This is a genomic window from Microbulbifer maximicatervae (SeqCode), from assembly GCF_052467325.1.
Window position 1 is genome coordinate 3986815 of sequence record NZ_CP174310.1, and the last position, 25322, is coordinate 4012136.

General features: G+C 48.6%; 29 protein-coding genes and 1 tRNA gene. 16 read left to right on the forward strand and 14 right to left on the reverse strand.

The features are described from left to right. Positions 1-81: 81 nt before the first annotated feature. Positions 82-1281, forward strand: coding sequence for a hypothetical protein (locus ACJJIE_RS17875; protein ID WP_444892548.1), 1200 nt, complete (start codon positions 82-84; stop codon positions 1279-1281). Positions 1282-1335: 54 nt separating this feature from the next. On the opposite strand, the gene ACJJIE_RS17880 is transcribed toward ACJJIE_RS17875, so the two are convergent. Then, positions 1336-2949, reverse strand: coding sequence for an MFS transporter (locus ACJJIE_RS17880; protein ID WP_282930377.1), 1614 nt, complete (start codon positions 2947-2949; stop codon positions 1336-1338). A gap of 198 nt (positions 2950-3147) precedes the next feature. On the opposite strand from ACJJIE_RS17880, the gene narL reads away from it, so the two are divergent. Next, positions 3148-3813, forward strand: coding sequence for a two-component system response regulator NarL (gene narL, locus ACJJIE_RS17885; protein WP_108731363.1), 666 nt, complete (start codon positions 3148-3150; stop codon positions 3811-3813). Between the two features lie 41 nt (positions 3814-3854). Further along, positions 3855-5096, forward strand: a complete 1242-nt coding sequence (gene moeA, locus ACJJIE_RS17890; protein ID WP_444892549.1) for a molybdopterin molybdotransferase MoeA — start codon at positions 3855-3857, stop codon at positions 5094-5096. A 71-nt stretch (positions 5097-5167) separates the two neighbouring features. Here moeA and ACJJIE_RS17895 read toward each other — a convergent pair whose 3' ends face one another. The 3 genes from ACJJIE_RS17895 to ACJJIE_RS17905 all read right to left on the reverse strand — a co-directional run bounded on the left by ACJJIE_RS17895 (position 5168) and on the right by ACJJIE_RS17905 (position 7355). Continuing rightward, positions 5168-5830, reverse strand: a complete 663-nt coding sequence (locus ACJJIE_RS17895) for a hypothetical protein (protein ID WP_444892550.1) — start codon at positions 5828-5830, stop codon at positions 5168-5170. After that, positions 5820-6167, reverse strand: coding sequence for a hypothetical protein (locus ACJJIE_RS17900; protein WP_282930374.1), 348 nt, complete (start codon positions 6165-6167; stop codon positions 5820-5822). Before ACJJIE_RS17900 ends, ACJJIE_RS17895 begins: the two co-directional genes overlap by 11 nt. 816 nt (positions 6168-6983) lie before the next feature. After that, a complete protein-coding gene (locus ACJJIE_RS17905; RefSeq protein WP_282930373.1) occupies positions 6984-7355 on the reverse strand; it encodes an HNH endonuclease in 372 nt (123 codons plus the stop codon). Between the two features lie 231 nt (positions 7356-7586). Here ACJJIE_RS17905 and ACJJIE_RS17910 point away from each other — a divergent pair, with 231 nt between their 5' ends. The 3 genes from ACJJIE_RS17910 to ACJJIE_RS17920 are packed head-to-tail and all read left to right on the forward strand — an operon-like array spanning position 7587 to position 11651. Further along, a complete protein-coding gene (locus ACJJIE_RS17910; RefSeq protein ID WP_282930372.1) occupies positions 7587-9794 on the forward strand; it encodes an ATP-binding protein in 2208 nt (735 codons plus the stop codon). Further along, complete coding sequence (locus tag ACJJIE_RS17915) at positions 9775-11205, forward strand: hypothetical protein (protein ID WP_282930371.1); 1431 nt, start codon at positions 9775-9777, stop codon at positions 11203-11205. The genes ACJJIE_RS17910 and ACJJIE_RS17915 overlap by 20 nt, the downstream gene beginning before the upstream one ends. Before the next feature lie 11 nt (positions 11206-11216). Further along, positions 11217-11651 carry a very short patch repair endonuclease gene (locus ACJJIE_RS17920; protein ID WP_444892551.1) on the forward strand — a complete coding sequence of 145 codons (435 nt, stop codon included), beginning with the start codon at positions 11217-11219 and terminating at the stop codon, positions 11649-11651. Here the strand turns inward: ACJJIE_RS17920 and ACJJIE_RS17925 are convergent. Both ACJJIE_RS17925 and ACJJIE_RS17930 read right to left on the reverse strand, forming a co-directional pair. Beyond that, positions 11623-11910: a restriction endonuclease gene (locus ACJJIE_RS17925; RefSeq protein WP_444894781.1), complete on the reverse strand. Its 288-nt coding sequence runs from the start codon at positions 11908-11910 to the stop codon at positions 11623-11625. The genes ACJJIE_RS17920 and ACJJIE_RS17925 overlap by 29 nt on opposite strands. Positions 11911-11941: 31 nt before the next feature. Then, positions 11942-12199: a PDDEXK family nuclease gene (locus ACJJIE_RS17930; RefSeq protein ID WP_282930369.1), complete on the reverse strand. Its 258-nt coding sequence runs from the start codon at positions 12197-12199 to the stop codon at positions 11942-11944. On the opposite strand from ACJJIE_RS17930, the gene ACJJIE_RS17935 reads away from it, so the two are divergent. Further along, a complete protein-coding gene (locus ACJJIE_RS17935) occupies positions 12198-13178 on the forward strand; it encodes an IS630 family transposase (protein WP_282930368.1) in 981 nt (326 codons plus the stop codon). The two genes, ACJJIE_RS17930 and ACJJIE_RS17935, sit on opposite strands and share 2 nt — an antisense overlap. 40 nt (positions 13179-13218) lie before the next feature. On the opposite strand, the gene ACJJIE_RS17940 is transcribed toward ACJJIE_RS17935, so the two are convergent. Both ACJJIE_RS17940 and ACJJIE_RS17945 read right to left on the reverse strand, forming a co-directional pair. Continuing rightward, entirely contained in the window at positions 13219-13842 is a 624-nt protein-coding gene (locus ACJJIE_RS17940) for a hypothetical protein (protein ID WP_282930367.1), read from the reverse strand. Continuing rightward, the gene (locus ACJJIE_RS17945; RefSeq protein WP_282930366.1) at positions 13843-14826 is read right to left on the reverse strand and encodes a DNA cytosine methyltransferase; all 984 of its coding nucleotides are present in this window, start codon (positions 14824-14826) and stop codon (positions 13843-13845) included. Between the two features lie 199 nt (positions 14827-15025). On the opposite strand from ACJJIE_RS17945, the gene ACJJIE_RS17950 reads away from it, so the two are divergent. After that, the gene (locus ACJJIE_RS17950; RefSeq protein WP_282930365.1) at positions 15026-15223 is read left to right on the forward strand and encodes a helix-turn-helix transcriptional regulator; all 198 of its coding nucleotides are present in this window, start codon (positions 15026-15028) and stop codon (positions 15221-15223) included. 269 nt (positions 15224-15492) lie between these two features. Further along, on the forward strand, positions 15493-15627 hold the full coding sequence (locus tag ACJJIE_RS17955; RefSeq protein ID WP_444892552.1) for a hypothetical protein: 135 nt from the start codon (positions 15493-15495) through the stop codon (positions 15625-15627). A gap of 306 nt (positions 15628-15933) precedes the next feature. Here the strand turns inward: ACJJIE_RS17955 and ACJJIE_RS17960 are convergent, their stop codons facing one another. Continuing rightward, positions 15934-16914, reverse strand: a complete 981-nt coding sequence (locus tag ACJJIE_RS17960; protein ID WP_282930363.1) for a site-specific integrase — start codon at positions 16912-16914, stop codon at positions 15934-15936. Between the two features lie 160 nt (positions 16915-17074). After that, positions 17075-17151 (reverse strand) — tRNA-Arg (locus ACJJIE_RS17965). A gap of 321 nt (positions 17152-17472) precedes the next feature. On the opposite strand from ACJJIE_RS17965, the gene ACJJIE_RS17970 reads away from it, so the two are divergent. Beyond that, positions 17473-17895 carry a c-type cytochrome gene (locus tag ACJJIE_RS17970; RefSeq protein WP_282934606.1) on the forward strand — a complete coding sequence of 141 codons (423 nt, stop codon included), beginning with the start codon at positions 17473-17475 and terminating at the stop codon, positions 17893-17895. A 514-nt stretch (positions 17896-18409) separates the two neighbouring features. Here ACJJIE_RS17970 and rep read toward each other — a convergent pair. Then, a complete protein-coding gene (gene rep / locus ACJJIE_RS17975; RefSeq protein WP_252084133.1) occupies positions 18410-20443 on the reverse strand; it encodes a DNA helicase Rep in 2034 nt (677 codons plus the stop codon). 153 nt (positions 20444-20596) lie between these two features. Here rep and ACJJIE_RS17980 point away from each other — a divergent pair, with 153 nt between their 5' ends. From ACJJIE_RS17980 to bla, 6 genes are all read left to right on the forward strand, one after another. Next, complete coding sequence (locus ACJJIE_RS17980; protein WP_252084134.1) at positions 20597-20815, forward strand: DUF3565 domain-containing protein; 219 nt, start codon at positions 20597-20599, stop codon at positions 20813-20815. Positions 20816-20817: 2 nt separating this feature from the next. After that, complete coding sequence (locus ACJJIE_RS17985) at positions 20818-21270, forward strand: YaiI/YqxD family protein (protein WP_152450565.1); 453 nt, start codon at positions 20818-20820, stop codon at positions 21268-21270. A 17-nt stretch (positions 21271-21287) separates the two neighbouring features. Next, a complete protein-coding gene (locus tag ACJJIE_RS17990) occupies positions 21288-21791 on the forward strand; it encodes a GNAT family N-acetyltransferase (protein WP_444892553.1) in 504 nt (167 codons plus the stop codon). Between the two features lie 12 nt (positions 21792-21803). Next, positions 21804-22361 (forward strand): GNAT family N-acetyltransferase, encoded by a 558-nt coding sequence (locus tag ACJJIE_RS17995; RefSeq protein ID WP_444892554.1) that lies wholly within the window; start codon positions 21804-21806, stop codon positions 22359-22361. A 146-nt stretch (positions 22362-22507) separates the two neighbouring features. Next, positions 22508-23458, forward strand: a complete 951-nt coding sequence (locus ACJJIE_RS18000; RefSeq protein ID WP_444892555.1) for an alpha/beta hydrolase family protein — start codon at positions 22508-22510, stop codon at positions 23456-23458. Between the two features lie 9 nt (positions 23459-23467). Further along, complete coding sequence (gene bla / locus ACJJIE_RS18005; protein WP_444892556.1) at positions 23468-24340, forward strand: subclass B3 metallo-beta-lactamase; 873 nt, start codon at positions 23468-23470, stop codon at positions 24338-24340. Positions 24341-24371: 31 nt separating this feature from the next. On the opposite strand, the gene ACJJIE_RS18010 is transcribed toward bla, so the two are convergent. The 3 genes from ACJJIE_RS18010 to ACJJIE_RS18020 are packed head-to-tail and all read right to left on the reverse strand — an operon-like array spanning position 24372 to position 25304. Then, a complete protein-coding gene (locus tag ACJJIE_RS18010; protein WP_282930358.1) occupies positions 24372-24569 on the reverse strand; it encodes a putative antibiotic biosynthesis monooxygenase in 198 nt (65 codons plus the stop codon). Further along, positions 24566-25009 carry a MarR family winged helix-turn-helix transcriptional regulator gene (locus ACJJIE_RS18015; protein ID WP_444892557.1) on the reverse strand — a complete coding sequence of 148 codons (444 nt, stop codon included), beginning with the start codon at positions 25007-25009 and terminating at the stop codon, positions 24566-24568. The genes ACJJIE_RS18010 and ACJJIE_RS18015 overlap by 4 nt, the downstream gene beginning before the upstream one ends. Positions 25010-25016: 7 nt before the next feature. Then, positions 25017-25304, reverse strand: coding sequence for a putative quinol monooxygenase (locus ACJJIE_RS18020; RefSeq protein ID WP_444892558.1), 288 nt, complete (start codon positions 25302-25304; stop codon positions 25017-25019). Between the last annotated feature and the right edge of the window lie 18 nt (positions 25305-25322).

The following is a 25322-nucleotide window of genomic DNA, read 5'->3' on the forward strand; positions in this document are numbered from 1 at the left end:
TGAAAGTGCATTTCTTCGATCCCTAAAACCCCAGCAATTTTTTTGCTAAGTTTGAACACCAGCTAACTGAGTGGTGCTCCTATGGGCGTTCTGTTGGGAATTTCCCTCTTTAACGAGGGTGATAAGTTTTACCGGGAAAAAGCACAGGTCGAGGGCTTACCTTTAGCGAAAGCTGTGACCATTGAGGATCTACACCCGGTACTTACTCGCTGCATAGAAGAAGGCGGGCACAACTATCGAGTAAGCCGCCTGGAATCGGGTGAGCTGGAAATTGCCGAGCTACTTGAGGATTGTGAGCCCTACCGGGTCAATGCTTTCCGCTATCAGCTTCGCCGAAAGGGCGACGCTATCGTTATCCACTCTACTTACAAAGACGATGCCTTGTACTTTCATCTGGCTTGCCGCGCAGCCAGTGGGCAGAGAGTTAAGATAGATTTCCACGGCGAGCACCCGTTTTATAACTTTGACTCCATAGCGGAATACCAGGGTGGTAACTACCATCTGGCCAATTTCTTCGACCTTCAACATTTGCCCGGTTATATCGAAGAGCACTGCCGGCGATTTATACACTGCCCGGAGTATTGGTCCTTTACCTTCTTTATTCCGTATTTGGGCAAGGTAGAGCTGAGTAACCACACTTCCGATCCAGAACAGCCTCTCTACCACCTCGATTTCTATTGCCCGGAGCGCAAGCTAAAAATCTTCCAGTCGGCGATTGAGGGAGAAGGCTCTTACTATTTTCGCGACGCTATTTCGGCAGAAAAGCTGGTGCAATTGCTTGAAGATATGGCGACAGAACTGCTGCCAGAGCTGCAAGAAGCGGGTGTTATGTCTTGCTTGAGCTGCTTTGAAGCTATTCATCAAGCCTACAGTGAAATTGAGAGCACCATTGAGACAGATGACAGTCTTGCCTCAGTTGCGGAGGATCTTATTGGGTACCAACAGAGTATCTGCGGCAGACCTGTCCAATACGAATTCACTGAAAGTGCAGATGGATCTATTACTGTGCAGGCCTACTATTTTCAGCTGCCGGTAGGTTACAACTATACGATTAGTGCTGAGGATATCGCAGGGGGCCATATCTATCTGGATAAGCTGCACGATTTAGATTTTTATGAGCAGATGTGTATGGCTATTGCCAGGTATCTATGCCCGACGATGCCGACCGTTGAAGACTTGGATGAAGTGACGATCTACTATCGCAGGGATACCGAGAGACAGCTGATATCCAGCCTGCTTGAAGGTTCGGATATAACACCGATATTGGTTCAGGTGAAATAAAAAAGGGGAGGTTAAACCTCCCCGCAACAGCGGTTCCCCGCCCGTGAGACCAAATTATGGATTGTAGAATTCACCGTTTTTGCGCAGGTAGAACCAGTAGTTAACTACCAGGCAAACCGCGTAGAAGATGGCAATGCCTGCCAGAGCGTATTCCGGAGTGGTGGCTTTGATCTGCTCGCCGAAGACCTTGGGAATATAGAAGGCACCGTAGGCGGCAACTGCTGAGGTCCATCCCAATACCGGGCCTGCCTGCTCTTTCGGGAACACCATGGCGATGGTGCGGAAGGTAGAGCCATTGCCGATACCGGTAGCGGCGAACAGCACCAGGAACAGGAGGAAGAAGGGCAGGAAGAACTCTTCCGGAGTGGCTGAGCCGTAGGCGGCCTTCATGTAGTAAGCCACACCCAGGGCACTACCCACCATGATTGCAGCACAGATTTGGGTAACCAGGGCTCCGCCGATGCGGTCGGAGATCCAACCACCTACCGGGCGAATCAGAGCGCCGATAAATGGACCCATCCAGGCGTACATCAGGGCGCTGGGGCCATTGTTGTTGATGGTATCGTGAGTCATAACCCCGTCCACCATTACGTGGCTGTATCCGAAGATGACCTTGATAGCCAGGGGGAAGGCCGCTGCGAAACCGATAAAGCTGCCAAAGGTCATGGTGTAAATGACACTCATCACCCAGGTGTGCTTGTTGTTGAAGATACGGTACTGACGCTGCAAGCTGGTTTTAATCTCACCGGGCAGAAGCTTCAAGCCGAACACGGTAGCGGCGATTACCAGTACCAGAACGATTTCCTTGGGCACCCCCCAGCCTGAACCGTTGGCCGCTTCGGGAAGCAACAGCCACAGACCTGTGATTGCGGTGAAGAGGCCGATTCCCAACATCATGGTCATCTTCAACATCGCGCCGATAGAGCTGCCCACATCCGGGGTTACTTCGTCGGTGCGCAGGTTGTTCATACCGAACCAGCCGACAAAGGCCAGTGGAACCAGGAACAGCAGCCATACAAAACCGGCATTTTGAATCCACGCTTCAGAACCGGCTGGTACTTTACCAATCAGAGAGCCAGAGCTGCTCACCAGGGTCATGGGATCGCCGCCAGCAGCGCCGAAAGCACCGAAGGTCATAAACAGCGGTACCAGGATCTGCATGGTGGTAACACCGAAGTTACCCAAGCCCGCATTCAGGCCAAGTGCCAAGCCTTGCTTTTCCTTGGGGAAAAAGAAGCTGATATTGGACATGGAAGAGGCGAAGTTACCACCGCCAATACCAGACAGCAGTGCCAGCAACTGGAATACCCACAGTGGGGTGTCCTTGCTTTGCAGTGCGATACCGGTGCCGAGGGCGGGAATCATCAACAGGGCCGTGGTGAATACAATAGTGTTGCGCCCACCGAACAATCGAATAAAGAAACTACTGGGTATTCGAAGGGTAGCGCCGGTGAGGCCGGCAATTGCCATCAGGGTAAACAGATCGGCTTTGGCAATGGGGAAGCCAAGGTTGAGCATTTGAACGGTAATAATGCCCCAGTAGAGCCATACGGCGAAGCCGCACAGCAAACTGGGAATGGATATCCACAAATTCCGGTTTGCGATTTTTTTGCCCTTGGACTGCCAGAATTTGCTGTCCTCTGGGGCCCACTCGTAGATGTCAGACACGGCGGCCACTCCTCCTCGAAATGATTCGTCCAGCCACTATGGGCCGGGGTGTATCCCTGCTCAATTACCAACAGTAAGTAACCCTTTTGCCCCCGCGCGTAATAGCTACCCCTTTGGGGGTAAGCGCAGGCACTGAGCCCTGTGTTAAAGTCACTGTTCAGAATTAGTACAACTTACAGCAATGAAGCAGGACACCCCATGACTTCTTCTGCCACGGTAATGATGGTTGATGACCATCCTCTGTTTCGTAAAGGTCTCAAGCAATTGTTTGCTATGGAGCCCAGCTTGGAGTTAGTAGCCGAGGCCAGTAGCGGAGAGGAAGCGTTGGAGCTGGCCAAACAGCATGAGCCGGACCTTATTCTGTTGGACCTGAATATGCGCGGTATGGATGGGCTGGATACCCTGAGGGCAATGCGCGCGGCCGATGTAGCTTCACGCATCGTGATACTGACAGTGTCCGATAACAACGCGGACGTGGTTTCCTGTATTCGCGCCGGTGCCGATGGCTACCTGCTCAAGGATATGGAGCCGGAAGATATTCTCGATCAGGTTATCCAGGCCACACACGGCAAGCTCGCTATCAGCCAGCGCCTGACCGAGATCCTCGCCTCCGCCCTGCGCAAGCCGGACAATTCCGGTGCGGATACCCTGTCGACGCTCACAAGTCGTGAGTACCAGATCTTGCAATTGATTGCCGATGGCCTCAGTAACAAGTTAATCGCCCGTGAATTGGATATCAGTGATGCCACTGTAAAGGTTCACGTTAAACACTTATTGAAAAAGTTGGGCATGCGCTCCCGGGTGGAAGCCGCTGTGTGGATGGTTAATCAAAAGCGACCGGAATCGCAAAACCGCAGCCACTGATTTTTCCCAACTACAAAGGAATGAAGTAAGAGATATTGTCCATGCCCACTATCGACTGCTGTAGCCAACCGGGCCTGATGCCCATCGAAAGCGCCCGCGAAAAACTTCTTGAGGCACTGAGCTCAATCAGTGGCACTGAGACTTTGCCCCTGGCACAAGCCGCCGGTCGGGTATTGGCTAAGGATGTTATCTCCACAGTAAACCTACCGCCCTGCGACAACTCCGCAATGGACGGTTACGCCCTGCGCTTCGAAGACCTGGCCAGTGGCTTGCCGCTGGAGCTGATCGGCAAATCATTCGCCGGAGCACCTTTTGACGGTGTGGTAAACCCCGGCACTTGCGTACGCATTATGACGGGAGCCGCAGTACCGGCCGGTGCAGATACGGTAGTGATGCAGGAAAATGTCGATGCCCAAGGGGAGTCGATACGAATAAATTGCGAAGTTCGCACTGGCGACCATATCCGCCGCTGCGGTGAAGACGTAGCCGAAGGAGATAGCCTCCTTAAGGCCGGAGAGCGCATTAGCGTTCCTCATATTGCCCTGCTCGCCGCTGCCGGAGTGGGCACAGTGAAAGTCGTGCGCAAACCGGTAGTCGCACTTTTCTCCACCGGCGATGAATTGCGTCAGCCCGGTGAAGCCCTGGGTAAGGGCGATATTTACGATAGCAACCGCATTGCTCTGTTATCCGCCCTGGAACAGCTGGACCTGGATGTTTTGGACTTGGGTATATTGCCCGATAACAAACAGGCCATTACGGATGCCTTGCAGCGCGCTTCCGAAGAGGCCGATGCCATTATTACCTCTGGTGGAGTCTCCGTTGGCGAAGCGGATTACACCCGTGAAGTGTTGGAAGAACTGGGAGAGATCGGCTTCTGGAAAGTGGCGATGAAGCCCGGCAAACCTTTTGCCTTTGGTTTCCTACAGGGAACCCCGTTCTTCGGCCTACCCGGCAACCCGGTTTCCGCCCTGGTAACTTTCTACCAGCTGGCCGTGCCCGCCTTGAATGTGATGAAGGGCGATCAGTGGACTGGCCCGCAGACCTTACAGGCGAAACTGTTAAAACCCCTGAAGAAAAAGCCCGGCCGAACCGATTTCCAGCGAGGTGTTTATCGCAGTGATGAAAATGGGTTGTTGGTAGTAGAACCGGTTGGTACCCAGGGGAGTCATATTCTTTCCGGTCTGGCTGTTGCTAACTGCTTTATCGTTTTAGCGCGAGAGAGTGGCAGTGTAGAGGCTGGGGAGCAGGTGGTGATTGAGCCTTTGAGGGTGCCGTTGGGGTAGGGGCTTCCAGCATTACTGGAAGCCCCCAATAAAATTATTTACATCCTCTTATTTGCAAAGGGTTGAGTTGCTCAAATATTTAGCTTGGCCAAATGTAGATTAGTTTTTATTTCTCTTTGGGCGAAGCCGTCATTACTACCTACCCAATATTTATGTGATATTGGGTCTGTAGATACGTTGGATGCTCCACCCGTAACTAAAGCATCATGTAGGGCTTGTTGGCGTATTTTTGGGTTTTTGCTATTGCTAAACACCCAAAAATTTAGAGGCCCTGCATACCCAAGGCTTCTGGCAGCTGCAACTATTGCACTGCAAGTATTTTGATATAGACCTTTATTTGCATTAACCAAAGCTTGGGGTTGCATATCCCGCTCAAACTCGGCATTTAAGTTTTTTACATAAATATTGCCAATGATATCTGCAGGACTAACCCTAAAGTATTCGGATGCTATGGTTACTGCTGCGATAATATCGGCAACATCAGTTGCATCAATTTCAAATACCCATAGTTCACGATCAACGATAGCTGCTTTTCTCTCTGCACCTTTTACAAAAAGTTTAAAAGGTGATGCTCCCTTACAATAGTTTGCTTTCCAGTCAGAATATGAGCATAAGCTGGTCCTCAAGACAAAATCTTTTTTGTCTCTGCCATTGTTAAAAATAACATCTACATCAACTTTGTAGTCATACATACCTTCAGCGAAGGTCATAGCACCTCTAGGGTTATTGTTCATGCCTCCCTACCTCATCGCAGTCCATTGCTTCAGAAGAAATGCCGATATAGCGGATCTGCTCATCTTCCATTGAGCTGGATGCCGCAAGCATTACACGTTTGTCATCTTCACTAGATTCGGCAAAATCATCAGGGTCGTATTGCTTGCAGCTTTTCAGCTCCAATATTTTCATTCCCTGCTTATCAAGGTATTGCTCAAATAAAGACATGGCGTCTTCTTGGCTACTGGCTGGAACAAATCCTGTTCCAATCATGAATTCAGAGCCATCTTCATTCATGGGAGAAAACTCATCAAGCGATGCTTTGTGCTCAATAAGCCATACAGATATTATTTCCATTACGTAACCTCCTTAACAAATCATGTAAGGTTTTTCATTTCTTAGATTAAATTATCCAAAGTAATAAGATATTTATACTATTTAAGCAAGAAAGCGCCCTTGCGGGAAGCGATCAAGAGAGTACATTAGATTACATTTTGGGTGTGGTCTTCTAAAGCATCTAATTAGTAACTTAATTGTATTATCTAGTGCTTGGCATAAAATTTTTCGTAATAGCTTAATGTATCTACCTATTTGAATCACATAAATAAAATATGAGACAAGAATGGTTTCACTTATGGCCGCTATAAAGTCTTTTGATTTATTGTGGGTTTAAAAAACTGGGGGAGGTTAGGGAGAGGTGCGTACCCGGTTTGCTTGAAGTGAATAATTCTGACAGGAAAGTTAGCTTCGCCCTTTGGGCTTGGTGTTGTGCGGCAGCTTTACTGCTTCCGAGTCCAACCTGAGTTCGAGCGAAGCCTGGGAGTTAGCCATATACAAGGAAGCCCGCTTATGCGGGTAGTGTGCGGGAGGATTAGCTTCGCCCGTTGGGCTCGCTGCTCTACGGCAGCTTTGCTGCCTCCGAGTCGAACCTGAGTCCGAACAAAACCCTGGGAGTTAGCCATATACAAAAAAGCCCGCATCAGCGGGCTTTTTTGTATATGGCCCGCCTGAGAGGATTCGAACCTCTGACCTTCGCCTCCGGAGGGCGAATTCGGCACTAACCGGGACAACCACTTAGCGCTAACGCCTTGATTTATAATAACTTTGATTCCCGCTGATGCAAGCTAATTCCCGTTAAATCCCACTCGTAGTGTCCCGATTTTGGCCCGATTTTTAGGTATCGTCGTATGAATACCAGGATTGGTATTTATTAGACGTGATGGGCTGGCCACCTTTCTTATCAATTTGATTACATTCCTTGCATAGCAACTGAATATTAGTGACATCGTTCAATCCGTGCTTTGACAGCGGCACTATGTGGTCATAGTTCTCCAGGTTTTCGAGGTTTAATGTGCCCGACAAGTCTTTGTCGCAGAGGACACAGCGCCCTCGATCTCTAAAGAAAACAGCTCGTTGAACCCATTTGGGTATGGACTTACGTTTCAGAATACCGGGTCTGACAAATAGTTGATCCGTCTCTTCAGGAGGTAGCATATCTTTTGCCAGCTCAAGAGACCGTGACATCATGTCATTGAATAGCATCATCAACCCCCGATTCTGAAAGAGTACGTGGTAGGATCATGCGGGCACTCGCCGAGATTTTGGACGAGCCGCACTCGTTTGTGCAGAAGGTAGAGATGATGGAAAGAAGGCTAGATATATATGAGTATTCAGTTTATTGCGCGGGGCTTGGAGTAGATCCCCACGAAGGCCTTGACCTATTAAGTAGACAGTAGATATGAAAATGGAGCTGAATTTCAGCTGGGACATATAAGAATGACGAGTGAAAACGATCTACAGAAGACTAAAAAGGACTTTCGCCCCAGAGCTCGGATAATGGAGCTTTTGGGAGAGCAGTTGATCAAAAATCACACTCTAGCCTTGTTTGAGTTAATCAAGAACTCATATGACGCAGATGCCAGTAATGTCTCATTGCTACTCTTAAACATCGACGAAGACGGTGGAGAAATTGAAATCCAGGATGATGGTGATGGAATGGACTTCAATACAGTTACGAATATATGGATGGAGCCGGCTCATGGTCATAAAGGTGAGTCTAGGGCTAAAGGAATTCGTACAGAGAAAGGGCGATTACCTATTGGGGAAAAAGGGGTAGGCAGGTTTGCTGTTCACAGGCTAGGGACACAGATTGAACTGGTAACTCGAGCTAAAGATAGTGCAGAAGTTCATGTCAAAATAAACTGGTCTGATCTGGAGCAACATAAATACCTAGATGAAGCAAAAATCGATATCAAGGAGAGGGTTCCTGAGACCTTCTTGGGCGATTCTCATGGAACAAGAATTACCATATCCAACTTAAAACAGAAATGGCGAAGAGGGGATATAAGAAAGCTATACAGATCTGTTCTGGGCATGACCAGTGGAAAAGTGGACAAAAGCTCGGAAACCGGATTTTCTGTGAATTTTAGTTTAGAGCCAGATAAGAAATGGCTGGACGGCTTCTTCGATCCAGATACAGCGCGTGATCAATCGATGTTCAGGTTAACATTTGAGATGGATGATCATGGCCTGAGCTATGAGTATTCCTTCCACCCTCTCGAATCTATCAAGGCGGACTACCCTGGCTTGGTAGATGATCGATCTGTATCTGCTACGAGGGAATACTCTGAGTTCTTCACGAAGAGTCCTCCGGATGAAGATGGCTGGAAGAAGAGAAATAAGCGTCCAAAACGCCCAATTCTAGGAGCGTCGAATACGGATGATAGTGGCCTCGGCATTGGTCCATTGAAAGGATCAATAATTGCCTTTGATCTGGACCGAGAAGTTAAGGACCGATACTTGAAGGATGAGATGTCCGGGCTTTCAGAGTTTTTGAAGGATCAAGGCGGAATTCGTGTCTATCGTGATGACCTTCGAGTCTATAACTATGGCGAACCTGGAGATGATTGGCTAGGGCTCGATCATAGAAGAATTCAGCGGCCAACAGGAAAATTAAGCAATCAACTTATGCTTGGTGAGGTTCATTTAGAACTTGAACACAGTTTTAATTTGAAAGAAAAAACTAATAGGGAAGGTTTTATAGAAAACGCAGCCTATAACGAATTACAGTATGCAATGATCTGTATTCTTACGGAATTTGAGGCAGAGAGGAATAAGGATAAGAAGGTTCTTAGATCTGTGTTGAGCATACCTCCAGGTAAGCCGGGAAATGAACCAAGGAAGAAGAAAACAACCGACGAGCTTTTAAATGACTTGAAAGCTACAGTGCATGAGAAAAAACTAGAGGCAGAAATTGGAGACTTGGTTGATCAGGTTTCTAAATCCTATAAGGAAACCAGGGATGTCCTTCTTTCCTCTGCTGGAGCTGGTCTTGGTTTGGTTACTGTATTTCACGAGCTGGAGCGCGGCGTCAGAAATTTACATGCGGCTATATCTGAAGGCGAAAGTGTTGATCATTTAAAAGAACAGTCAAAAGGGCTTGTTTCTCTGCTCCGCGGCGCCATGTATATGGTTAGCAAGGGGAAAATGGAGAAGATATCCGCTTCGCGCTTGGTGTCTTACGCGTGTATAACACAAGAGCTTCGCTTCAAGCATCACAATATAAAATTTGTTAATGGTTTTGAAAATCTTAAGGATCTAGATTTTGAAATAAAGGGTGTCCGTAGAATGTTAACGGCGACCTTGGTTAATCTTATTGATAATGCAATTTACTGGGCGTCACAGACTGAGAGTGATCAATCCATAATTTGGGTTGGGCCAAGCTTCGATTTAGATGGGCCTTCAATCATTGTGGCCGATAATGGGCCTGGTTTTGTCGATAGCCCTGAAGATATAGTCCAGCCATTTTTTTCGAGAAAAACGGATGGTATGGGGATCGGGTTGTATTACAGCGATATGATGATGAAATCTCACGGAGGTAGGTTGAGCTTTCCAGAGAGGCATGCAGTTGAAACACCAAAAGCATGTGATGGGGCTGTGATAGCTATGGTCTTTAAAGGAGTAAATGATGCCGTACAGAAATAGAGTCTTAGTAATAGATGATAAGCCAGAAGATGGTGAGGCTATAGTTCGTCGGCTATGGAAATCTCAAATCCCAAGCTTTTTCCTTCATTATGATGAGGAAATTATTGCGGATCTTGATCAAAGCAAACAGTTTGAGGGTATCAGAGTCATATTTCAGGATATTGCATTAGTATCCCCTGATTTTCCCGGTCATGATGACTATGCGGCGGCGGCAGCCGGTATAAACCGCCTTTTGGCAGATGCGAATGGCCCTTGGTTCATGATCGCGTGGTCTACATGGGGAGAGGACCCAGATAAGGGAGATGAGTATGCCAAGAATCTATTCGAGTATCTGAAGGAACACCTTCCCGAGGGGAAAAAGCCCTATCATTTCGCAGTTATAGATAAAAGACCTTATGCAACAGATGGCCAGCATGGTGTTTTAAAGAGTGAGTCGGAGCTTAGTGGTCAGGAGAAAGATCAATTGCTCGCTTGTGTTAAAGATTCTATCTCACTGGCTAAGTCATTAGATGCTCTCAATCTATGGGAAGCAAATATCAGATCCAGTGCGTCCAGGGTTATTAATAAATTGTGGGGTATGGTTCAAACAAACACTGTTGAGGAAATGGATCGATCTTTAGGTGGAGTTCTTTTTCAGCTGGCGCAAGCCCAGGAAGGAAAGAGGCTGAGTAAGTCTGAAGATCTATCTTTCCCTTTGTACCAAATTCTATCCAGCTTGCTATATGACCAGGTTGGGCATATGGCCGTAGACGAAGTCCTGGTGGATGAGTCCGTTAAACAGAGTATTAAGTCTTGTTTGATTAATACAATGCTTCATTGGGACGGGGAGAATAAAAGCATAAGGCGTTCTCCGGGTTGTATTTATGAATGGCCATATGGAACACCGGTAAATCTTGGGGGTATTGATGTATCAAGAGAAAATATTAAAGAGTTTGTTATTGATGCGTTTGTAGCGGAAGACCAAAATAAGAGGCGTGATGCTGAGTCAGATAATGATCTGGCTGATGATGTCAGCTTGGTTATTATGGATGTCACTCCTGCATGTGACCATGCAAACAATAAAGCATTTTGGCGGAAGTTTTTGGTTGGCTTAAAAGTTCCTGATAAAAGCAAAAAACACTTTTATACTGGAGGTAAAAAGCTGGCAGGAGACTATTTAAAAGAAACCCCGATATTCATAGATGAGAAATCGCAGTATAGATTTATTTTTAATTCAAAGCTTATTCTGCCAATGGGAGATAAAGGTGAATATATTTCTGTAAGGTCTGGCGAAGTCGAGGTGGCTGAAGAACATACACCTGATGTAGACCGGCTACAGCTTAAAGGCCGAATTCGAGAGCAGTTATTACAGGAAGTTTTAGCGTGGTTTGGTGGAATGGTAACCCGACCTGGAATCGTTAGCCTCAGATAGGCTTTCCTCTTATGGATGTTTTGACTCCCGGGCAACGCTCATATTGCATGTCCCAAATAAAGGGGAGAAATACAAAGCCAGAGGTTGCCCTAAGGAAGTCGTTGTGGGCAATGGGTTTTAGGCATCGAATAAAAAACAAGCTGCCAGGAAAACCTGACTTTGTTTACCCTTCCTTTAAAACAGTCGTTTTTGTAGATGGTTGTTTTTGGCATAGGTGCCCAGAGCACTACCAGCCTCCCAGGACGAGAGCAGAGTTCTGGGAAAACAAAATCTCAGGAAACGTCAATCGAGACAGGAAAAATGATCGCCTGTTAAAGGAGCAGGGCTGGCTTGTTATCCGTGTGTGGGAACATGAGATCAAGGAATCGCTTGCTGACTGTGCTGAACGATTGGTGGCGATTCTCTCTGACCGAAAAGCTAAATATTCTCCAGCCAATGGGCAATAGAAGATGTAGAGCCTATTCGCTCCTTCAATAATGAAGTTATGTCTTCGGCGGAAATAATCACGACAGGGTGGCCATCCTCTTTGAGCTCACTATATGCTTGGCTGCCAAGATAGGAGGTGGTGACTAAAACGCCAAATTGCCTATGGCGTAGCCGGGATAGCAGCCGCGAGAGCTCTTTAACTCCCACGCTTGATCCGGGTTTGTAACATTTGGCTTCCAGGGCAAATTCTACTTCAATAGCGCTGGGTCCTGAGCCTATTTTATACGTTCCTACAGCATCCCTTCCTCCATCACCTGGTTACCTCGCAGGAGCCAATATCGGGCATCATTAGTCGAGCAATTTCAACGGCACACTTTTCAAAATCAAACGGATTATCTTTAAATTTATCGTAAACCAGGGATAAGACTTTTTGGCTTTCCTGGTTTTTTGGAAGCTGTTGCTCTTTGCTGCGTATTTCTATGCTATGAGGTGCATAGAGAGGTTTGTACGTTCGGGACTTACTAGCGGGGCAGAAATGATCAGTACTCTCTGGTAATATAAACTGCATGAAATACGATGCCAGAAAACTTAGTACTGAGGAGCAGCACCTCATACGTAAAATTGCTGTTCAGCGAGTATTTGATGGAGAATCTGCGGCGGAGGTTAGTCGTAGCTTAGGGCTGGGGAGCAGAACTATTTTCCCATGGTTAAGGACTGCTCGGGAGAAAGGTATTGAAGCGCTATCTCCAAAAATTAGACCTGGACGCGGTAGAAAACTGTCAGCTATTGAAGAAGAGGAAGTCAAGCGATGGATTATTGGTGGCGATCCAAGGCAATATGGCTTTGATTTCGGATTGTGGACACGTCAGATCGTATCGGATTTGATTTTTGAGAGATTCAAAATTGAACTTAGCGTTTCTAGTGTCGGCACACTTCTACATCGACTGAGCCTGACGCCACAAAAGCCTCTACGAAGAGCTTACGAGAGAGATGAGAAGGCGGTGAATAAATGGGTAAAGGAAGTCTACCCAAAGATTAAATCTTATGCGAAAAAAACTGGTGCAGAAATATTTTGGCTGGACGAGGCTAGTATCAGATCAGACGATCCACTCCAAAGGACATGGGGAGAAAAAGGAAAAACTCCAGTGGTAAAAACGAGTGGTCAAAGACAGTCAATCAATGCGATCTCAGCGTTATCGAATAGAGGTGGCTTCTGGTATCATATTTATAGTGGAAAGTTCACGGCAGAAAAGTGCGTAGAATGCTTCAAAAATTTCCAGAGAAGTCAGAAAAGACCAGTGATTCTCATTGTTGATGGGCACCCAGTACACAAATCGAAAAAGGTATTGGAGTATGTCGATTCACAGGATGGAAAGCTTGAAATGGTGTTCTTACCGCCATATGCACCAGACCTAAATCCAGATGAGTTGGTCTGGAATCATATGAGAAATATAGGGACCTCAAAGAAGCCGCTGAAAAAAGGTGAGGCACTACTGAGCCGTGCAAATGCAGATTTGCAGAGCATCAAAAAAATAGAAAACTTGTGAAATCATTTTTTCAAGAGTCGACTGTATTCTTTGCTGCTGCCTAGGTAGTAATCCAGTCAAGCCAGGGCTTGGGGGCGTGTGGTGATGTAACGGCGGTGCCATTTTTGATGTCGTTGATCCATGCCCGTTTTATTGTAGGTACATCCAGGACAGTGAATGTAGATTTGTAGTTCTGGAACCGTTCGTTGATTATTCCTTTTGCACGCCAGATGGCTACTAAATCTTCATCTGGTCCCAGTGTTTGTGCTCCAGGGACTGCCAGCCCAAGAAACCTTACATCCCGGTATTCGCCGGTGCCTCCGAACAGAAGTATGACTGGAAAGTGATCAAATTCAGTAATGGAGTGTCTTGCATCAAAGAGATTGCGGAGAATCAGGTTTCCCTGCCTGGGTGTATCATGAATATCGCCAACCGACTTATTATCACCGTAGTAGGTGAATAGGCCGTTCTCGGTATTCAGGTTATCCGGCCAGTCGGGGTCGTTAAAGTTCGACTTTAGTGCGAGCAGTTTTAGGGTTTCAACACCGGGGCGTTTCCCCAGGTGACGGAAGCCAGCGCTATTATCTACGCCCAGTAGTTTTGGTAGAGGATCGTCAGATGCGTTTCCATTGCGCGACCCACCGTATACTTGATCAACAATAAAGTCGCACTGGGCTAAATCCATTTATGAGGCAAGCTCCATTTCACTGGCATAAACCTGAGATATTTTCTTAAAAATGATTTCCATGACAGGCGAGCAGACTCCATTACCACAGAGCTTTACCTTATCTCGCCTGCTCCCGTGAGGAAGAGCATGTTTTGACCCGGCTCCCATTGCTTTCATTAATTCAGGGGGTTGGAGCATTCTTAGATATGGTGTGTTGCCTTGCCAGGTAACCAGCCCAAAACGATCCAGTGTGGTGATGGTGCGCAGCGGGGAATCAAGGGATTGCCAGCCACCTGCATAGTCGGAGCCATAGTAGACAATAATAAAGTCTTTCTTCTTGCCCAGTTCTTTCATGGCGCGTTCTGCGCGGTCAATAGTTGCCTGAGCCCGGCCTTCTTTATAGAGAAGGTTGCTCTTATATTGTCCTGACCAATCAATGATATCTCTGGCAGTTTTGTTGCTCCGGCGATGTAAAGCCTTAAGATCCTTCTCTGTGATGACCGTGCCTTCACGGTCGCATATCAAGAACATACGCTTGCGGGCTTGCGGAGTGCCAAAGTCGGCTGCATTGAGCAGCAAATCGTTAACTGTATAGTTATAGGACTCTATGGTCGAAATCAGCTCGTTATGTCGCCCCCACTTCTTCATGCGGTTGACGTTCTCTACGATCAGCCAGCGCGGCTGCATGGCTTCAATCCAGGGGATGATGCCTATAGCTGTTTCCTTGCTCTTCTCACAGCCAGGTTTGGCTCCTCTGGCAATAGAGTGAGAGGTGCATTCCGGGGAGGTCAGAAGTACGTCAGGCTTGTGCTTCCTGGCAAGTTGCTTGGGATTCAGCTCTTCGATTGGTGAGCAGAGAACCTCTGCATCTGGAAAGTTGCTTTGATAGGTCTCAGCAGCCAGATCCCAGGCATCCACAGCCAGGATGGGCTCCGCCCCAGCTGTAACGGCACCACGGCATCCGAAGCCGCCCCCACAGAACAAATCCACAAATTTAATCATTACAAATAGCCCTTTTTCCTTGGGGCTGAATAGTACCAGGTTTATCCCGACAACCCTAATTTAAAGGGCACCAATCAACTGGCTATAAAAATTGCCTGAAACTAAAAAATAGCACCTTTACGGTGCTATCTGCAGAAGGGTGTTGGTGGCCTGTACAGGTAATATCTCTCTCATCGCAATCAACCTAGCAGGGGAAAAGATGAGTAAATTCTTAACTATTGATGAAGCCGCAGAGAAGCTCGGAATAAGCCGAAAAACTTTGCTGAACCGCAATGCTGATGGCAGTGGGCCTCCCTATTATAGACCCGGTAAGCAGCCTCTCTACAAAGAGTCCGAGGTGAACGAATGGATTGAGATGCATCGTGTTGATACTTCAGGAGGGCGCTATGGAAATTGATTCATTTGATGCTTTGTCTGTTTCCGCATTGAGGCAATCTCTTTAGAGCTATGATTACGATGGCAAGCAACGCTATCGGGAGCTGGCACGAAATATTATCTTTGATCCTGACCGGCTAGCTGAATACTTAAATTCTGACGAACTGACTAGGGCTGAAGTTTACCCAGGTTCTTGGGATTTTTATTACGTAGTATTTGAGGAGTTGCTGGGAATTGTCGAACGATTAGATGTTCTCTATGACGGGTTAGCCTTGGCTGGAAAGTACGCCTGTGACGATTTTCATGATGAGAAACTGGGACTGCGCCGATGGGGAGAGCGCTATGGATATATTGGGTCGTATGTCAGACAGGAAAATGGCTCAAACCAGTACCGGTTTTATCAGCGTCGCCCAACTGATGGATTGACGTTTGTTCGGACAGCAATAAACCCGCGTAAGAGTGGATACACACACTCCCAACTTAAGCGTTTTTCCAGTAGCGATGGCGAATATTGGATTTGCGCTTTTACAGAGGCAAAATTTCAACGATTCCGCGAGATGAGCTGGTTAATGAAAGACATTCGTCGGATGATTAACAGGCACAAAAAACAGTTTTATAAGACTAATAATGAGCAGAAGTTAGAGATATTTCCTGGTAGATAATATTTGATCCCGGATTTTCCTCCGGGACTTTCTTGCTTGTTAACTAAGCTTGCTATGGCTGATTGTTGCTCTAGCCAAGCTTTTTCGCTATATCTTGAGGTCGGAGGTGTGTGTAGCGTTGCAGCATGGCGAGATCTCTATGCCCTGTGATACTTGATACTTCCATGAGAGAAAGACCCAGCTCGAAAAATCTTGAGGTGGCTTCATGGTGGAGGTCGTGTAAGCGCAAGTCCTTGATTTCTGCACGTTCACGGCACCGTGAAAACGCTTTCGTTGCTGAATCTCCCCGAATCGGGAAAATACGACCGCTGATATGTCGAGGCATAGTTTGCAAGATTGATACAGCTCGTGTGGATAGCGGAATTGTTCGATTTTCTCCATTTTTTGTATCCCAGGATACAGCTGTCCTGCTCTGAAGGTTGATGTCCTTCCAATCAAGTTTAACTATCTCCCCACGCCGCATACCGGTTTCCAGTGCGAATAAGAAGAAGGGCAGGATGAAACCGCCGTATTCGGATAGCGCTTGAACCAGTTGCTGTTCTTCGCCGTGGTTGAGGCGACGTTCGCGCCCTTTACTTTTGGGAGGAAGGCGCACATTCGCCATAGAGTTGCCGCGAGGCATATAGATTTCGCAGTCTCGAATCGCAAAATCCAGAAGCCTGTTAAGTACTCCCAGCTCCTTGCGGACGGTTTCGGGCTGGCGGGTTGTCAATCGCTCGTCCCTGTAGGATTTGATTATAGAAGGGGTTACAGCTGCCAAAGTCAGATGGCCAAAACTCGCTCGCAGCAATTTCAATCTGCATTTGATGTCATAGAACGATTTCTTGGTTGAAGCCACTTCCTCCTGGTAGCGGTCCATAATGTCAGAAACAAGAATGGTTTCCGCCTCAATGGTGGAGACAAAGATCCCCTTGTCCATCTCGGTTTCCACTTCGCGCGCCCAGCGTTGAGCCTCCCCCTTACGAGTGAAGTTACGGGAGATAGGCTCGTAGCCACGTTTTCTAATTTTGACCCGATACGATCCATCGGGTGTCTGGGTAATTGATGCCATGTGTACCTCGTTGCCAGTCAAAGGATGAATGGCGCGCGCTCATGGCGTACTGTAATTCAGAACGTCCGAAACACCGTTCTGCGGGAATACCCGTAAAGGTGTTATTTCGTCGTTTTGAATCTGAGTGTCCCGATTTTGGCCCGATTGGCCAAAAGAAAGATGGCCCGCTCGGAGGGATTCGAACCCCCGACTTCCACCTCCGGAGGGTGGCGCTCTATCCAGCTGAGCTACGAGCGGGTAGTGTGAGGTATGTAACTGCTAACCTCTTTGGCAGTTTTAAGAGGGCCAAAGCCTCTGTATTTTACCGCTTTTTCCCGTTCCCTCAGCCTCCGGAGGGCGACGCTCTATCCAGCTGAGCTACGGGCGGTTTAATTGGCTATCTGTGCCAATAGGAGGCGGATTATACAGAAGCTGGGGGTAGGGTTAAAGGACATTCTATTGGGTTATATAGTCTTTGGCAGGTGGCGATGCAGTGCTTATAATGCGCCGCGTAGGAGTTTGCGACGATATTTTGAACGTTTGTGGGCCAACTCACTTCGGTCCTTTTGGGGGAATATGATGAAGCGTATTTTGGGAATTGTGGCGGCACTGGCCGTCAGTGTGGCTACAGCAGTGGCCCAGCAGTCTGTCGATGAAGAAATCGCAGAGCGAATTGCTCCGGCAGGTGAAACCTGCATGAAAGGTGAAGAGTGTGCGGCGGCGGTAGCGGCAGCACCTGAAGGTGCTAGCGGCGGTGCTGCTCGCAGTGGCCAGGATATCTACAACGCAAGCTGCCAGACCTGCCATGCAATGGGCGTTGCAGGTGCGCCTAAATTCGGTGATGCCGCAGCTTGGGCACCGCGTATCGCTAAGGGCATGGATACTCTCTACAACAATGCCATTAACGGTATTAATGCCATGCCGGCCAAAGGCCTGTGTATGGATTGTAGCGATGACGAGATCAAGGCTGCTGTGAATTACATGGTGGATAATAGTAAGTAAGCTGTTTCCTATTGAAAAAAGGCCGCTCATTGAGTGGCCTTTTTTATTTGTGGATAATTATTGATATTCATTCTCACTATCTAGGTGCTGCTGATTCGCCGTCAGTGAGTGTTCCTAGGCTGAATTAATAGGGCACCATGGATTTACCGTTGTTTACTGTAAAAATTTTTGGGATCGTAGGGTTACAAGAATATTGAGAAACACTAGGCGGGCTTTAAATGAATCAGGTTTACACAGTAAAAACTAAGACTGGAACTGTTCAGGTCCAAGATAAGGAAGTATTAGGACGTATTGTGAAGGTTGCGACTCCAGCTGAAGTTAAAAGGGCAACCGAGAAGGTACTGGTTAAGTATTGTAAAACGTTAGAGGCACTAAAAAGCCGATAAGATACCTGAGATTCCTTTGAGCAGCTTCGTGACACCTTTGCGGGTCGTTAAGTTATAGAAAGGAAAAGGCCGCAGAAGGGCGGCCCTGGGATATTGGGTACTTGTGTCGTAGGTACAATAGTTTTGAACTAATCAAACATACTCAACAAAGACCCCAAAGTTTCCTCTCCCTTCGCCTGATTCTGTTCCGGCGTCGCCTTACCAAATCCTTCCAACAACACATCTTCTTCCGGCAATTCGTCAATAAAGCGGCTGGGTGTGGTGTCCTGGGTTTCGCCGAACTGTTTGCGCTTGCCCGCCAGGGTCATGGTGAGGGTGCGCTGGGCGCGGGTAATGCCTACGTAAGTGAGGCGGCGCTCCTCTTCGATGTTGTCGTCTTCAATACTGTTGCGGTGGGGAAGTAAGTTCTCTTCCATACCGATCATAAATACGTGGGGGAATTCCAGGCCCTTGGCGGCGTGCAGGGTCATCAGGCTGACCTTATCGGTGGCTTCCTCTTCTTCCTGGCGCTCCAACATATCCCGCAGGATCAGTTTGGAGATGGCCTGTTCCAGGCGAATATCCTGCTCCAGCTCATCGTCGGTGCCCTCCATAATCTTGTTGAGGCTCTCCAGCAGCCAATACACATTCTCCATACGCTTCTCGGCGACCTTCTCGCTGCTGGCATTTTGCGAGAGCCAACCGGCGTAGTCGATATCCTCCAGCATCTCACGCAGGGCGCCATTGGCGGTGGTATCGCGACAGTTGCGCTGTACCCCTTCGAGCCACAGGGCGAAGCGGTTCAGGCGCTCGTAGCCCTGCTCGTTGATATGCTCCTTAAAGCCCAGTTCCGAGCAGGCTTTGAACATGGAAATCTCGCGGCCCTTGGCGTAGTTGCCCAGGGCTTCCAGGCTGCTGGTACCTATTTGGCGACGCGGGGTATTGATAATACGCAGGAATGCGTTGTCATCATCCGGATTTACCAACAGGCGCAGGTAGGCCATCACATCCTTGATTTCAGCGCGGGCGAAGAAGGAAGTACCGCCGGACATCTGGTAGGGAACCTGGTGTTCCTGCAGTTTCATTTCGATCAGGCGCGCTTGGTGGTTGCCGCGATAGAGCACGGCAAAATCCATAAACTTGCAGCCGCGACGGCTCTTTTGCAGAAAAATCTCGTTGGCGACCCGCTCCGCTTCCTCGTTTTCATTGGCCACTTTGAGTACGCGGATCTCCTCACCCAGACCGCGATCGGACCACAATGCTTTGTCGAATTCGTGGGGATTGTGGGCGATCAGGTGGTTGGCCACTTTCAGTATGCGGCTGGTGGAGCGGTAGTTCTGCTCCAATTTGATCAGACGCAGATTGGGGAAGTCGGTCTTCAGCGCACTCATATTCTCCGGGCGCGCGCCGCGCCAGGCGTAGATAGACTGGTCATCGTCTCCCACCACTGTGAGGCCGCCGCGCCCGCCCACCAGCAGCTTCACCAGCAGGTACTGGGAGTTATTGGTGTCCTGATATTCGTCCACCAGCAGGTAGCGAATCTTTTTGCGCCAGCGTTGCAGCAACTCTGGATCTTTGTCGAACAACTGTACCGGCAGCAGGATCAGGTCGTCGAAGTCGACGGCATTGTAGGCCTTGAGGGCTTCACAGTAGCGATCGTAGGCAACCGCGATGGCCTGCTCTCCGGGGCTCTGGGCCTGCTCTAGGGCGCGGCGCGGGGTGAGCATATCGTTCTTCCAGTTGGAGATCTGGTTCTGTACCCGGTCGAGCAGGTCCGTATCCAGATCGCCATCCCTGAGCATCAGCTCCTTGATCAGGGCCCGGGCGTCTTCGGCATCGAAGATGGAGAAGCCGGGCTTGAAGCCGGCGGCGCGGTATTCCTTGCGCAGGATATTCAGCCCAAGGTTGTGAAAGGTGGATACGGTGAGACCGTGACTTGCCTTGGAGCGCTTACCATCCGGGCCTGCCAGCAGTTTGCTGACCCGCTCTTTCATCTCCCGTGCCGCCTTGTTGGTGAAGGTGAGGGCGGCGATATTGCGCGCGGCGTAGCCACACTGCTCGATCAGGTAGGCGATCTTGCGGGTGATTACGCTGGTCTTGCCGGAGCCGGCACCGGCCAGTACCAGGCAGGGGCCATCGACATACTTCACGGCTTCGGATTGGCGGGGATTGAGCTGGGTCATAGATGGGGCTGCATCTTCGCGTCGCGGAAAAGCGGGAGATTCTAGCAGTCTTGGCTCGAATCATCCCAGTACCAGTGCGAACCACCGGCCACACGTATACTTTGCCATTGGGATTGGCTATAACTGCGCCTTATTCCCTGCTTGTGTAACCCCATGCAACAACCCATCGCCGGCTACCACCTGGATGAAGAGAATCACTGGGTGGCGGAGCTCGCCTGTGGCCACTTCCAACATGTACGCCACAACCCTCCCTGGACCAACCGGCCCTGGGTGATCACTGAACAAGGGCGCGAGTCCATGCTGGGATTCCAGCTCAATTGCAAGAAATGCGATGAGGGTGCACCGCCCGATACGCTCGAAAAGGTTGTATAGCCATGACAAAACTCTGGGTCGATGCCGACGCCTGCCCAGTCGCCATCAAGGAAATCCTGTTTCGCGCCGCTGAGCGCACAGCCACAGAGCTGACTTTGGTGGCCAACCAAGCGGTGCGGGTGCCGCCGTCGCGCTATATTCGCTCCGTGCAAGTGACAGCGGGTTTTGATGTGGCGGATAACGAGATAGTGCAGCGCTGCGAGGCGGGGGACCTGATTATTACCAGCGATATCCCACTGGCAGCAGAGGTGATCGACAAGGGTGCTGAAGCCCTTAATCCCCGTGGGGAGCGCTATACCAAAGCCAATATCCGCGCGCGTCTGAATATGCGGGACTTTATGGATACCCTGCGCTCCAGCGGTGTGCATACCGGCGGACCACCGGCCCTTAGCCAGGCGGACCGCAAAGCTTTTGCCGATCAGTTAGATCGATGGCTGGCAAAGAGTCGCAAGTAACTTTAAGGAGAATTGCCGTGGAGAATTTGAGACTGAAGCCAATGGAAGAGTGGCAATTCCCAACATTGATGTCCTGGCTACCTGACAGGGAGCAGTGCCAACAGTGGGGTGGTCCTGATTTCAGGTTTCCGTTCGAGCGGAGGTCCTTTTTGGAGGATTGTCGTTGGCCGGAGTTGCCCAGCTACGCACTTCAGGACAGCAGCGGCGATGTGCTGGCTTTTGGGCAGTATTATCAACACCTGGGCCGCTGCCACCTAAGTCGCTTAATTGTCTCGCCTAATCATCGCGGAGCCGGATTAGGGCGTGCGCTAGCAGTACAGCTTGCACAAACAGGAGCCAGAGCCCTGGATACAATCGAGTGCTCTTTATTTGTCCTGCGTACTAATCTAGCGGCACGGACTCTCTACCAGAAATTGGGCTTTGAGGAAGCGGCTTATCCAGAGCAGCGAAAATGGCTGGACCAGTGCGATTTTATGGTCGCACCGTCTGTAGATTTTCAGCAGAAACAAAATATTGAATAGCGCGAATAATTCATGCCTGAATTAATACAACCTATGACAGAACGCTTACAGCTGCGCCAGTGGCGAGAGGAAGATAAGCCTGTGCTTGCAGAAATGAATGCCGACCCCAGGGTGATGGAGTTCTTCCCCTCATTGCTGACGCGACAACAGAGCGACGCCGGTGTGGATCGCAGTATTGCGCATATTGAGAAATACGGCTGGGGCTTTTGGGCCTTGGAGCTGAGAGAGACTAAAGAGCTTCTTGGATTTGTGGGCATGAAAAATGTGACTGAAGATTTGCCCTTCACTCCAGCGGTAGAGATAGGCTGGCGCTTGGCCTTTCCCCATTGGGGAAAAGGCTATGCCAGTGAAGCTGCACAAGTATCTTTGGATGTAGCTTTTAATACCCTGAATCTCAGCGAAGTCGTTTCCTTTACTGCACTACAAAACCTTCGTTCCCAGCGGGTGATGGAGCGACTGGGTATGCGGCGGGATTCTCTCGTCTTTGAACACCCACTGGTCCCCAGCGAAAGCCATCTACAGCGGCACTGCCTTTATCGCTTAAGTGCTAATGATTGGAAAAAATCTTGATGTGATTAGCTTCAGTTAGTTCGGGAACCATTGCTTTTTCTTGGGTTCGGATAGGTGGGTGAATATAAGGGTCACCCCCTCTCCAACAATAACCAAGCAAATATAGCCCCGCCTTTAATTTCAGGTGAGGGCAGGGAGTTCTCGCTATGGGTTTTCTTAAATCAGCCTTTATAACGGCAACTGGTTTTCTGCTAGCGGTTTTGCATGTCGGTGTGTTCGCTGAACCTCTACTTAAAGTCAGTAAACGCCCAGATGGGTCAGCGCTTTACTGGTCTTTAGAGCAACCATCGAATAACGGGAAATATGGCTTGTTCCTGATAGCCCAGGGATCTGGCTGCCTACCTGCTGTTAAAAATACTACTATCCAACAGGCTAAAGAGATGGCGGCAGGATATGCTGTATTGCTGGTAGAAAAATATGGTGAAACTCACTCTGACAGCCCGGAAGAGCAATTTAAAGATTGTTCAAAAGTGTATGTAGCTAACCACACCGTTGAGCAGCGTGCGGTAGATGTAGTGCAAATTATTGAGGAGCTGCGCGGCGCTGATTGGTGGAATGGCAAGCTGGTCCTGTTCGGCGGTTCCGAGGGTGGTGCTCTTGTTGCACGACTGGCGCCGAGGCTAAACCCTGATGCAGCAGTGGTCTTTTCAAGTGGATTGGGGGAGTCCTTTGCTCAAGTGTTAAAGAGTTTGGTTCCGCCCCACGTAGCTAAAGAAGTAGATGCCAAACTCGCCTATGCCCGAGCCAACCCTGAAAGCGCGGAAGCCTGGGGAGGTAATTCTATGCGCTGGTGGGCCGATGTCGTCGATCAGGTGCCGGTCAATGATTTATTGAACAGCCATGCCCCCGTATTATTGATCCAGGGTACAGAAGATAAATCTGCTCCGGTCAGCTCCAGTCGAGCAACACGAGATACCTATGCATCAGCCGGACGTTGTGAGCTGACTTATTGGGAATACCCCGGTTACGATCACTATATGACGGATAAGGATGGCGTAAATCACCGGAAAGAAGTCTTTGAAAGAATTGCTGGGTGGATTAATAATGCTGCACTAAATGGGGCTCCCAGGTGTATCTCTGGTGCCGGTAAAAGTTGAGACTGATCAATGAATTTAAGAATCAAATTAGCCGCAATAGTAATGGCAGCTTATTCCAGTTTTTCGGCAGCGGAAAATTTTGCTGTATTACCACAACTGGCAACCTATAAAGTACCAGAATCCTGGCGCCAGCCAGTAGCGCCTCTAAAGATTGCAGATAACACATGGCAAATAGGTACCGAGGGAATTACCTCACTGTTATTAAAAGGCAAAGAGGGATCGATTCTAATTGACGGTGGCATGGAGCAGACGGCTGAGCATTTATTGGAGAATATGCGCAGGTTGGGAGTCGCCCCCTCGGATCTCAAAATAATCTTGCACAGTCAGGCTCATGCAGACCACATTGGTTCTATAGCTGAGCTAAAACGCGTAACTGGTGCACAGGTGGTAACCAATGCCGAGTCAGCGGTGTTAATGGCTCGCGGTGGTGCCAATGATATTCACTTTGCCGACGAACTTTTATATCCGCCAATAAAGGCGGATCGTATCCTGCACGATGGCGAGCAAGTGGTTCTAGGGGATTTGCGTCTACGCGTACATTTTATCCCAGGCCATACACCAGGCAGTATGGCCTGGACCTGGGAAGACAAAGTTGATGGTAAAACTAAAGATATAGCTTATGTGGATAGCCTTACAGCGCCCGGTTATCAACTGATTGATAATCGCCGCTATCCCAATATCGTAGAGGACTTCCGCACAAGCTTTGCCCGTGTGCGGGATTTACCTTGTGATTTACTACTTACCCCTCATGCACCTGCCAGCGGTTGGGAGTTTAAAAACAAAGCTATACAGAAAAAATCAGTCAGCTGTCATCAATATGCAGAGAAAGCAGAAGAAAAATTAAGTGAAAAGCTGGAAGCTGAGAAAGATCCAGCTGACTAGATGTTGGCGCTACAAAACATGGCTCGACAAATTAATGCCGGGCCAAAAATTGATGTACCTTTGGCACAAGATAGAAATACATTAGTGGGACCAGAATAGCGGTCATTATTAGCGCTTTTAAACCAATTGCAATTTGCAATTCCAGTGCTTGCATCCCTAGAAGTAATAGAGTAACAATAGGGTAAACCAATGCCCAGATGCACAGGGCGTGTAGTATCGGTTTCTTCATTTGTTCAACTCCTCCATAAATTTAGAAATTGTCTTAAAATACCCGGGTAAGATTTTTTGTAAAAATTGTTTTCCACTCTTGGATAGTGCTACACATTTTGCCCTGCCATCGCTGGAGTCTGCTTCCATAACGATGAGCTCATCTTCCACCATGCTTTTCAAGGTTCGTGTCATTACCGGGCGAGAAACATCGATGCGCTCTGCGATTTCTGAAGCCAGCAAACTATCTCTTTGAGGCTCCCGGTCGATAACGATCATTACCAGGAAGCGCAGCTGGGAGGTTCCGTGTTCAGAAAAATACCCCTCCAGCTCCCGCAATAGCAGACTCGCATCCCGCATCATGGTAAGGGCGTCCTGAACGGCAGTGGGATCTTTTACAGAAAATCGTTTGGAATATCCCTCAACCATCTGTTGTGAGGGAAGTTCTTTGAGAAAAAACATAAGGGTTTTAAGCTAACCTCTCCAGCTTATTGATCTCCACAGGCTCTTTTAGCCACTCTTGATAGGCTTCGAATATCGGAGCGATATAGGGCATAGCGTAATGCTTGTTCAAGTCTTCCTGGCTGCGCCACTCCTCGTATAAAAACAGGTTTTCCCCGTCCTCGTGCACAGAAAACTGCAGGCAGCCCTCTTCCTCCAATGTATTAGCCACTATGGACAGGATGGCCTGCTTGGCTTGGTCAAAGAACTCTGTCTTGGGAGAAATCTTGGCAATAATGAATAAATTTATAGCCATAAACGTCACTCTCTATGG

Coding starts and splice junctions, on each gene's coding strand:
- ACJJIE_RS17875 (WP_444892548.1), top strand. CDS start 82: ATGGGCGTTCTGTTGGGAATTTCCCTCTTTAACGAGGGTGATAAGTTT.
- narL (WP_108731363.1), top strand. CDS start 3,148: ATGACTTCTTCTGCCACGGTAATGATGGTTGATGACCATCCTCTGTTT.
- moeA (WP_444892549.1), top strand. CDS start 3,855: ATGCCCACTATCGACTGCTGTAGCCAACCGGGCCTGATGCCCATCGAA.
- ACJJIE_RS17895 (WP_444892550.1), bottom strand. CDS start 5,830: ATGAACAATAACCCTAGAGGTGCTATGACCTTCGCTGAAGGTATGTAT.
- ACJJIE_RS17900 (WP_282930374.1), bottom strand. CDS start 6,167: ATGGAAATAATATCTGTATGGCTTATTGAGCACAAAGCATCGCTTGAT.
- ACJJIE_RS17905 (WP_282930373.1), bottom strand. CDS start 7,355: ATGATGCTATTCAATGACATGATGTCACGGTCTCTTGAGCTGGCAAAA.
- ACJJIE_RS17910 (WP_282930372.1), top strand. CDS start 7,587: ATGACGAGTGAAAACGATCTACAGAAGACTAAAAAGGACTTTCGCCCC.
- ACJJIE_RS17915 (WP_282930371.1), top strand. CDS start 9,775: ATGATGCCGTACAGAAATAGAGTCTTAGTAATAGATGATAAGCCAGAA.
- ACJJIE_RS17920 (WP_444892551.1), top strand. CDS start 11,217: ATGGATGTTTTGACTCCCGGGCAACGCTCATATTGCATGTCCCAAATA.
- ACJJIE_RS17935 (WP_282930368.1), top strand. CDS start 12,198: ATGAAATACGATGCCAGAAAACTTAGTACTGAGGAGCAGCACCTCATA.
- ACJJIE_RS17930 (WP_282930369.1), bottom strand. CDS start 12,199: ATGCAGTTTATATTACCAGAGAGTACTGATCATTTCTGCCCCGCTAGT.
- ACJJIE_RS17940 (WP_282930367.1), bottom strand. CDS start 13,842: ATGGATTTAGCCCAGTGCGACTTTATTGTTGATCAAGTATACGGTGGG.
- ACJJIE_RS17945 (WP_282930366.1), bottom strand. CDS start 14,826: ATGATTAAATTTGTGGATTTGTTCTGTGGGGGCGGCTTCGGATGCCGT.
- ACJJIE_RS17950 (WP_282930365.1), top strand. CDS start 15,026: ATGAGTAAATTCTTAACTATTGATGAAGCCGCAGAGAAGCTCGGAATA.
- ACJJIE_RS17960 (WP_282930363.1), bottom strand. CDS start 16,914: ATGGCATCAATTACCCAGACACCCGATGGATCGTATCGGGTCAAAATT.
- ACJJIE_RS17970 (WP_282934606.1), top strand. CDS start 17,473: ATGAAGCGTATTTTGGGAATTGTGGCGGCACTGGCCGTCAGTGTGGCT.
- rep (WP_252084133.1), bottom strand. CDS start 20,443: ATGACCCAGCTCAATCCCCGCCAATCCGAAGCCGTGAAGTATGTCGAT.
- ACJJIE_RS17980 (WP_252084134.1), top strand. CDS start 20,597: ATGCAACAACCCATCGCCGGCTACCACCTGGATGAAGAGAATCACTGG.
- ACJJIE_RS17985 (WP_152450565.1), top strand. CDS start 20,818: ATGACAAAACTCTGGGTCGATGCCGACGCCTGCCCAGTCGCCATCAAG.
- ACJJIE_RS17995 (WP_444892554.1), top strand. CDS start 21,804: ATGCCTGAATTAATACAACCTATGACAGAACGCTTACAGCTGCGCCAG.
- ACJJIE_RS18000 (WP_444892555.1), top strand. CDS start 22,508: ATGGGTTTTCTTAAATCAGCCTTTATAACGGCAACTGGTTTTCTGCTA.
- bla (WP_444892556.1), top strand. CDS start 23,468: ATGAATTTAAGAATCAAATTAGCCGCAATAGTAATGGCAGCTTATTCC.
- ACJJIE_RS18010 (WP_282930358.1), bottom strand. CDS start 24,569: ATGAAGAAACCGATACTACACGCCCTGTGCATCTGGGCATTGGTTTAC.
- ACJJIE_RS18015 (WP_444892557.1), bottom strand. CDS start 25,009: ATGTTTTTTCTCAAAGAACTTCCCTCACAACAGATGGTTGAGGGATAT.
- ACJJIE_RS18020 (WP_444892558.1), bottom strand. CDS start 25,304: ATGGCTATAAATTTATTCATTATTGCCAAGATTTCTCCCAAGACAGAG.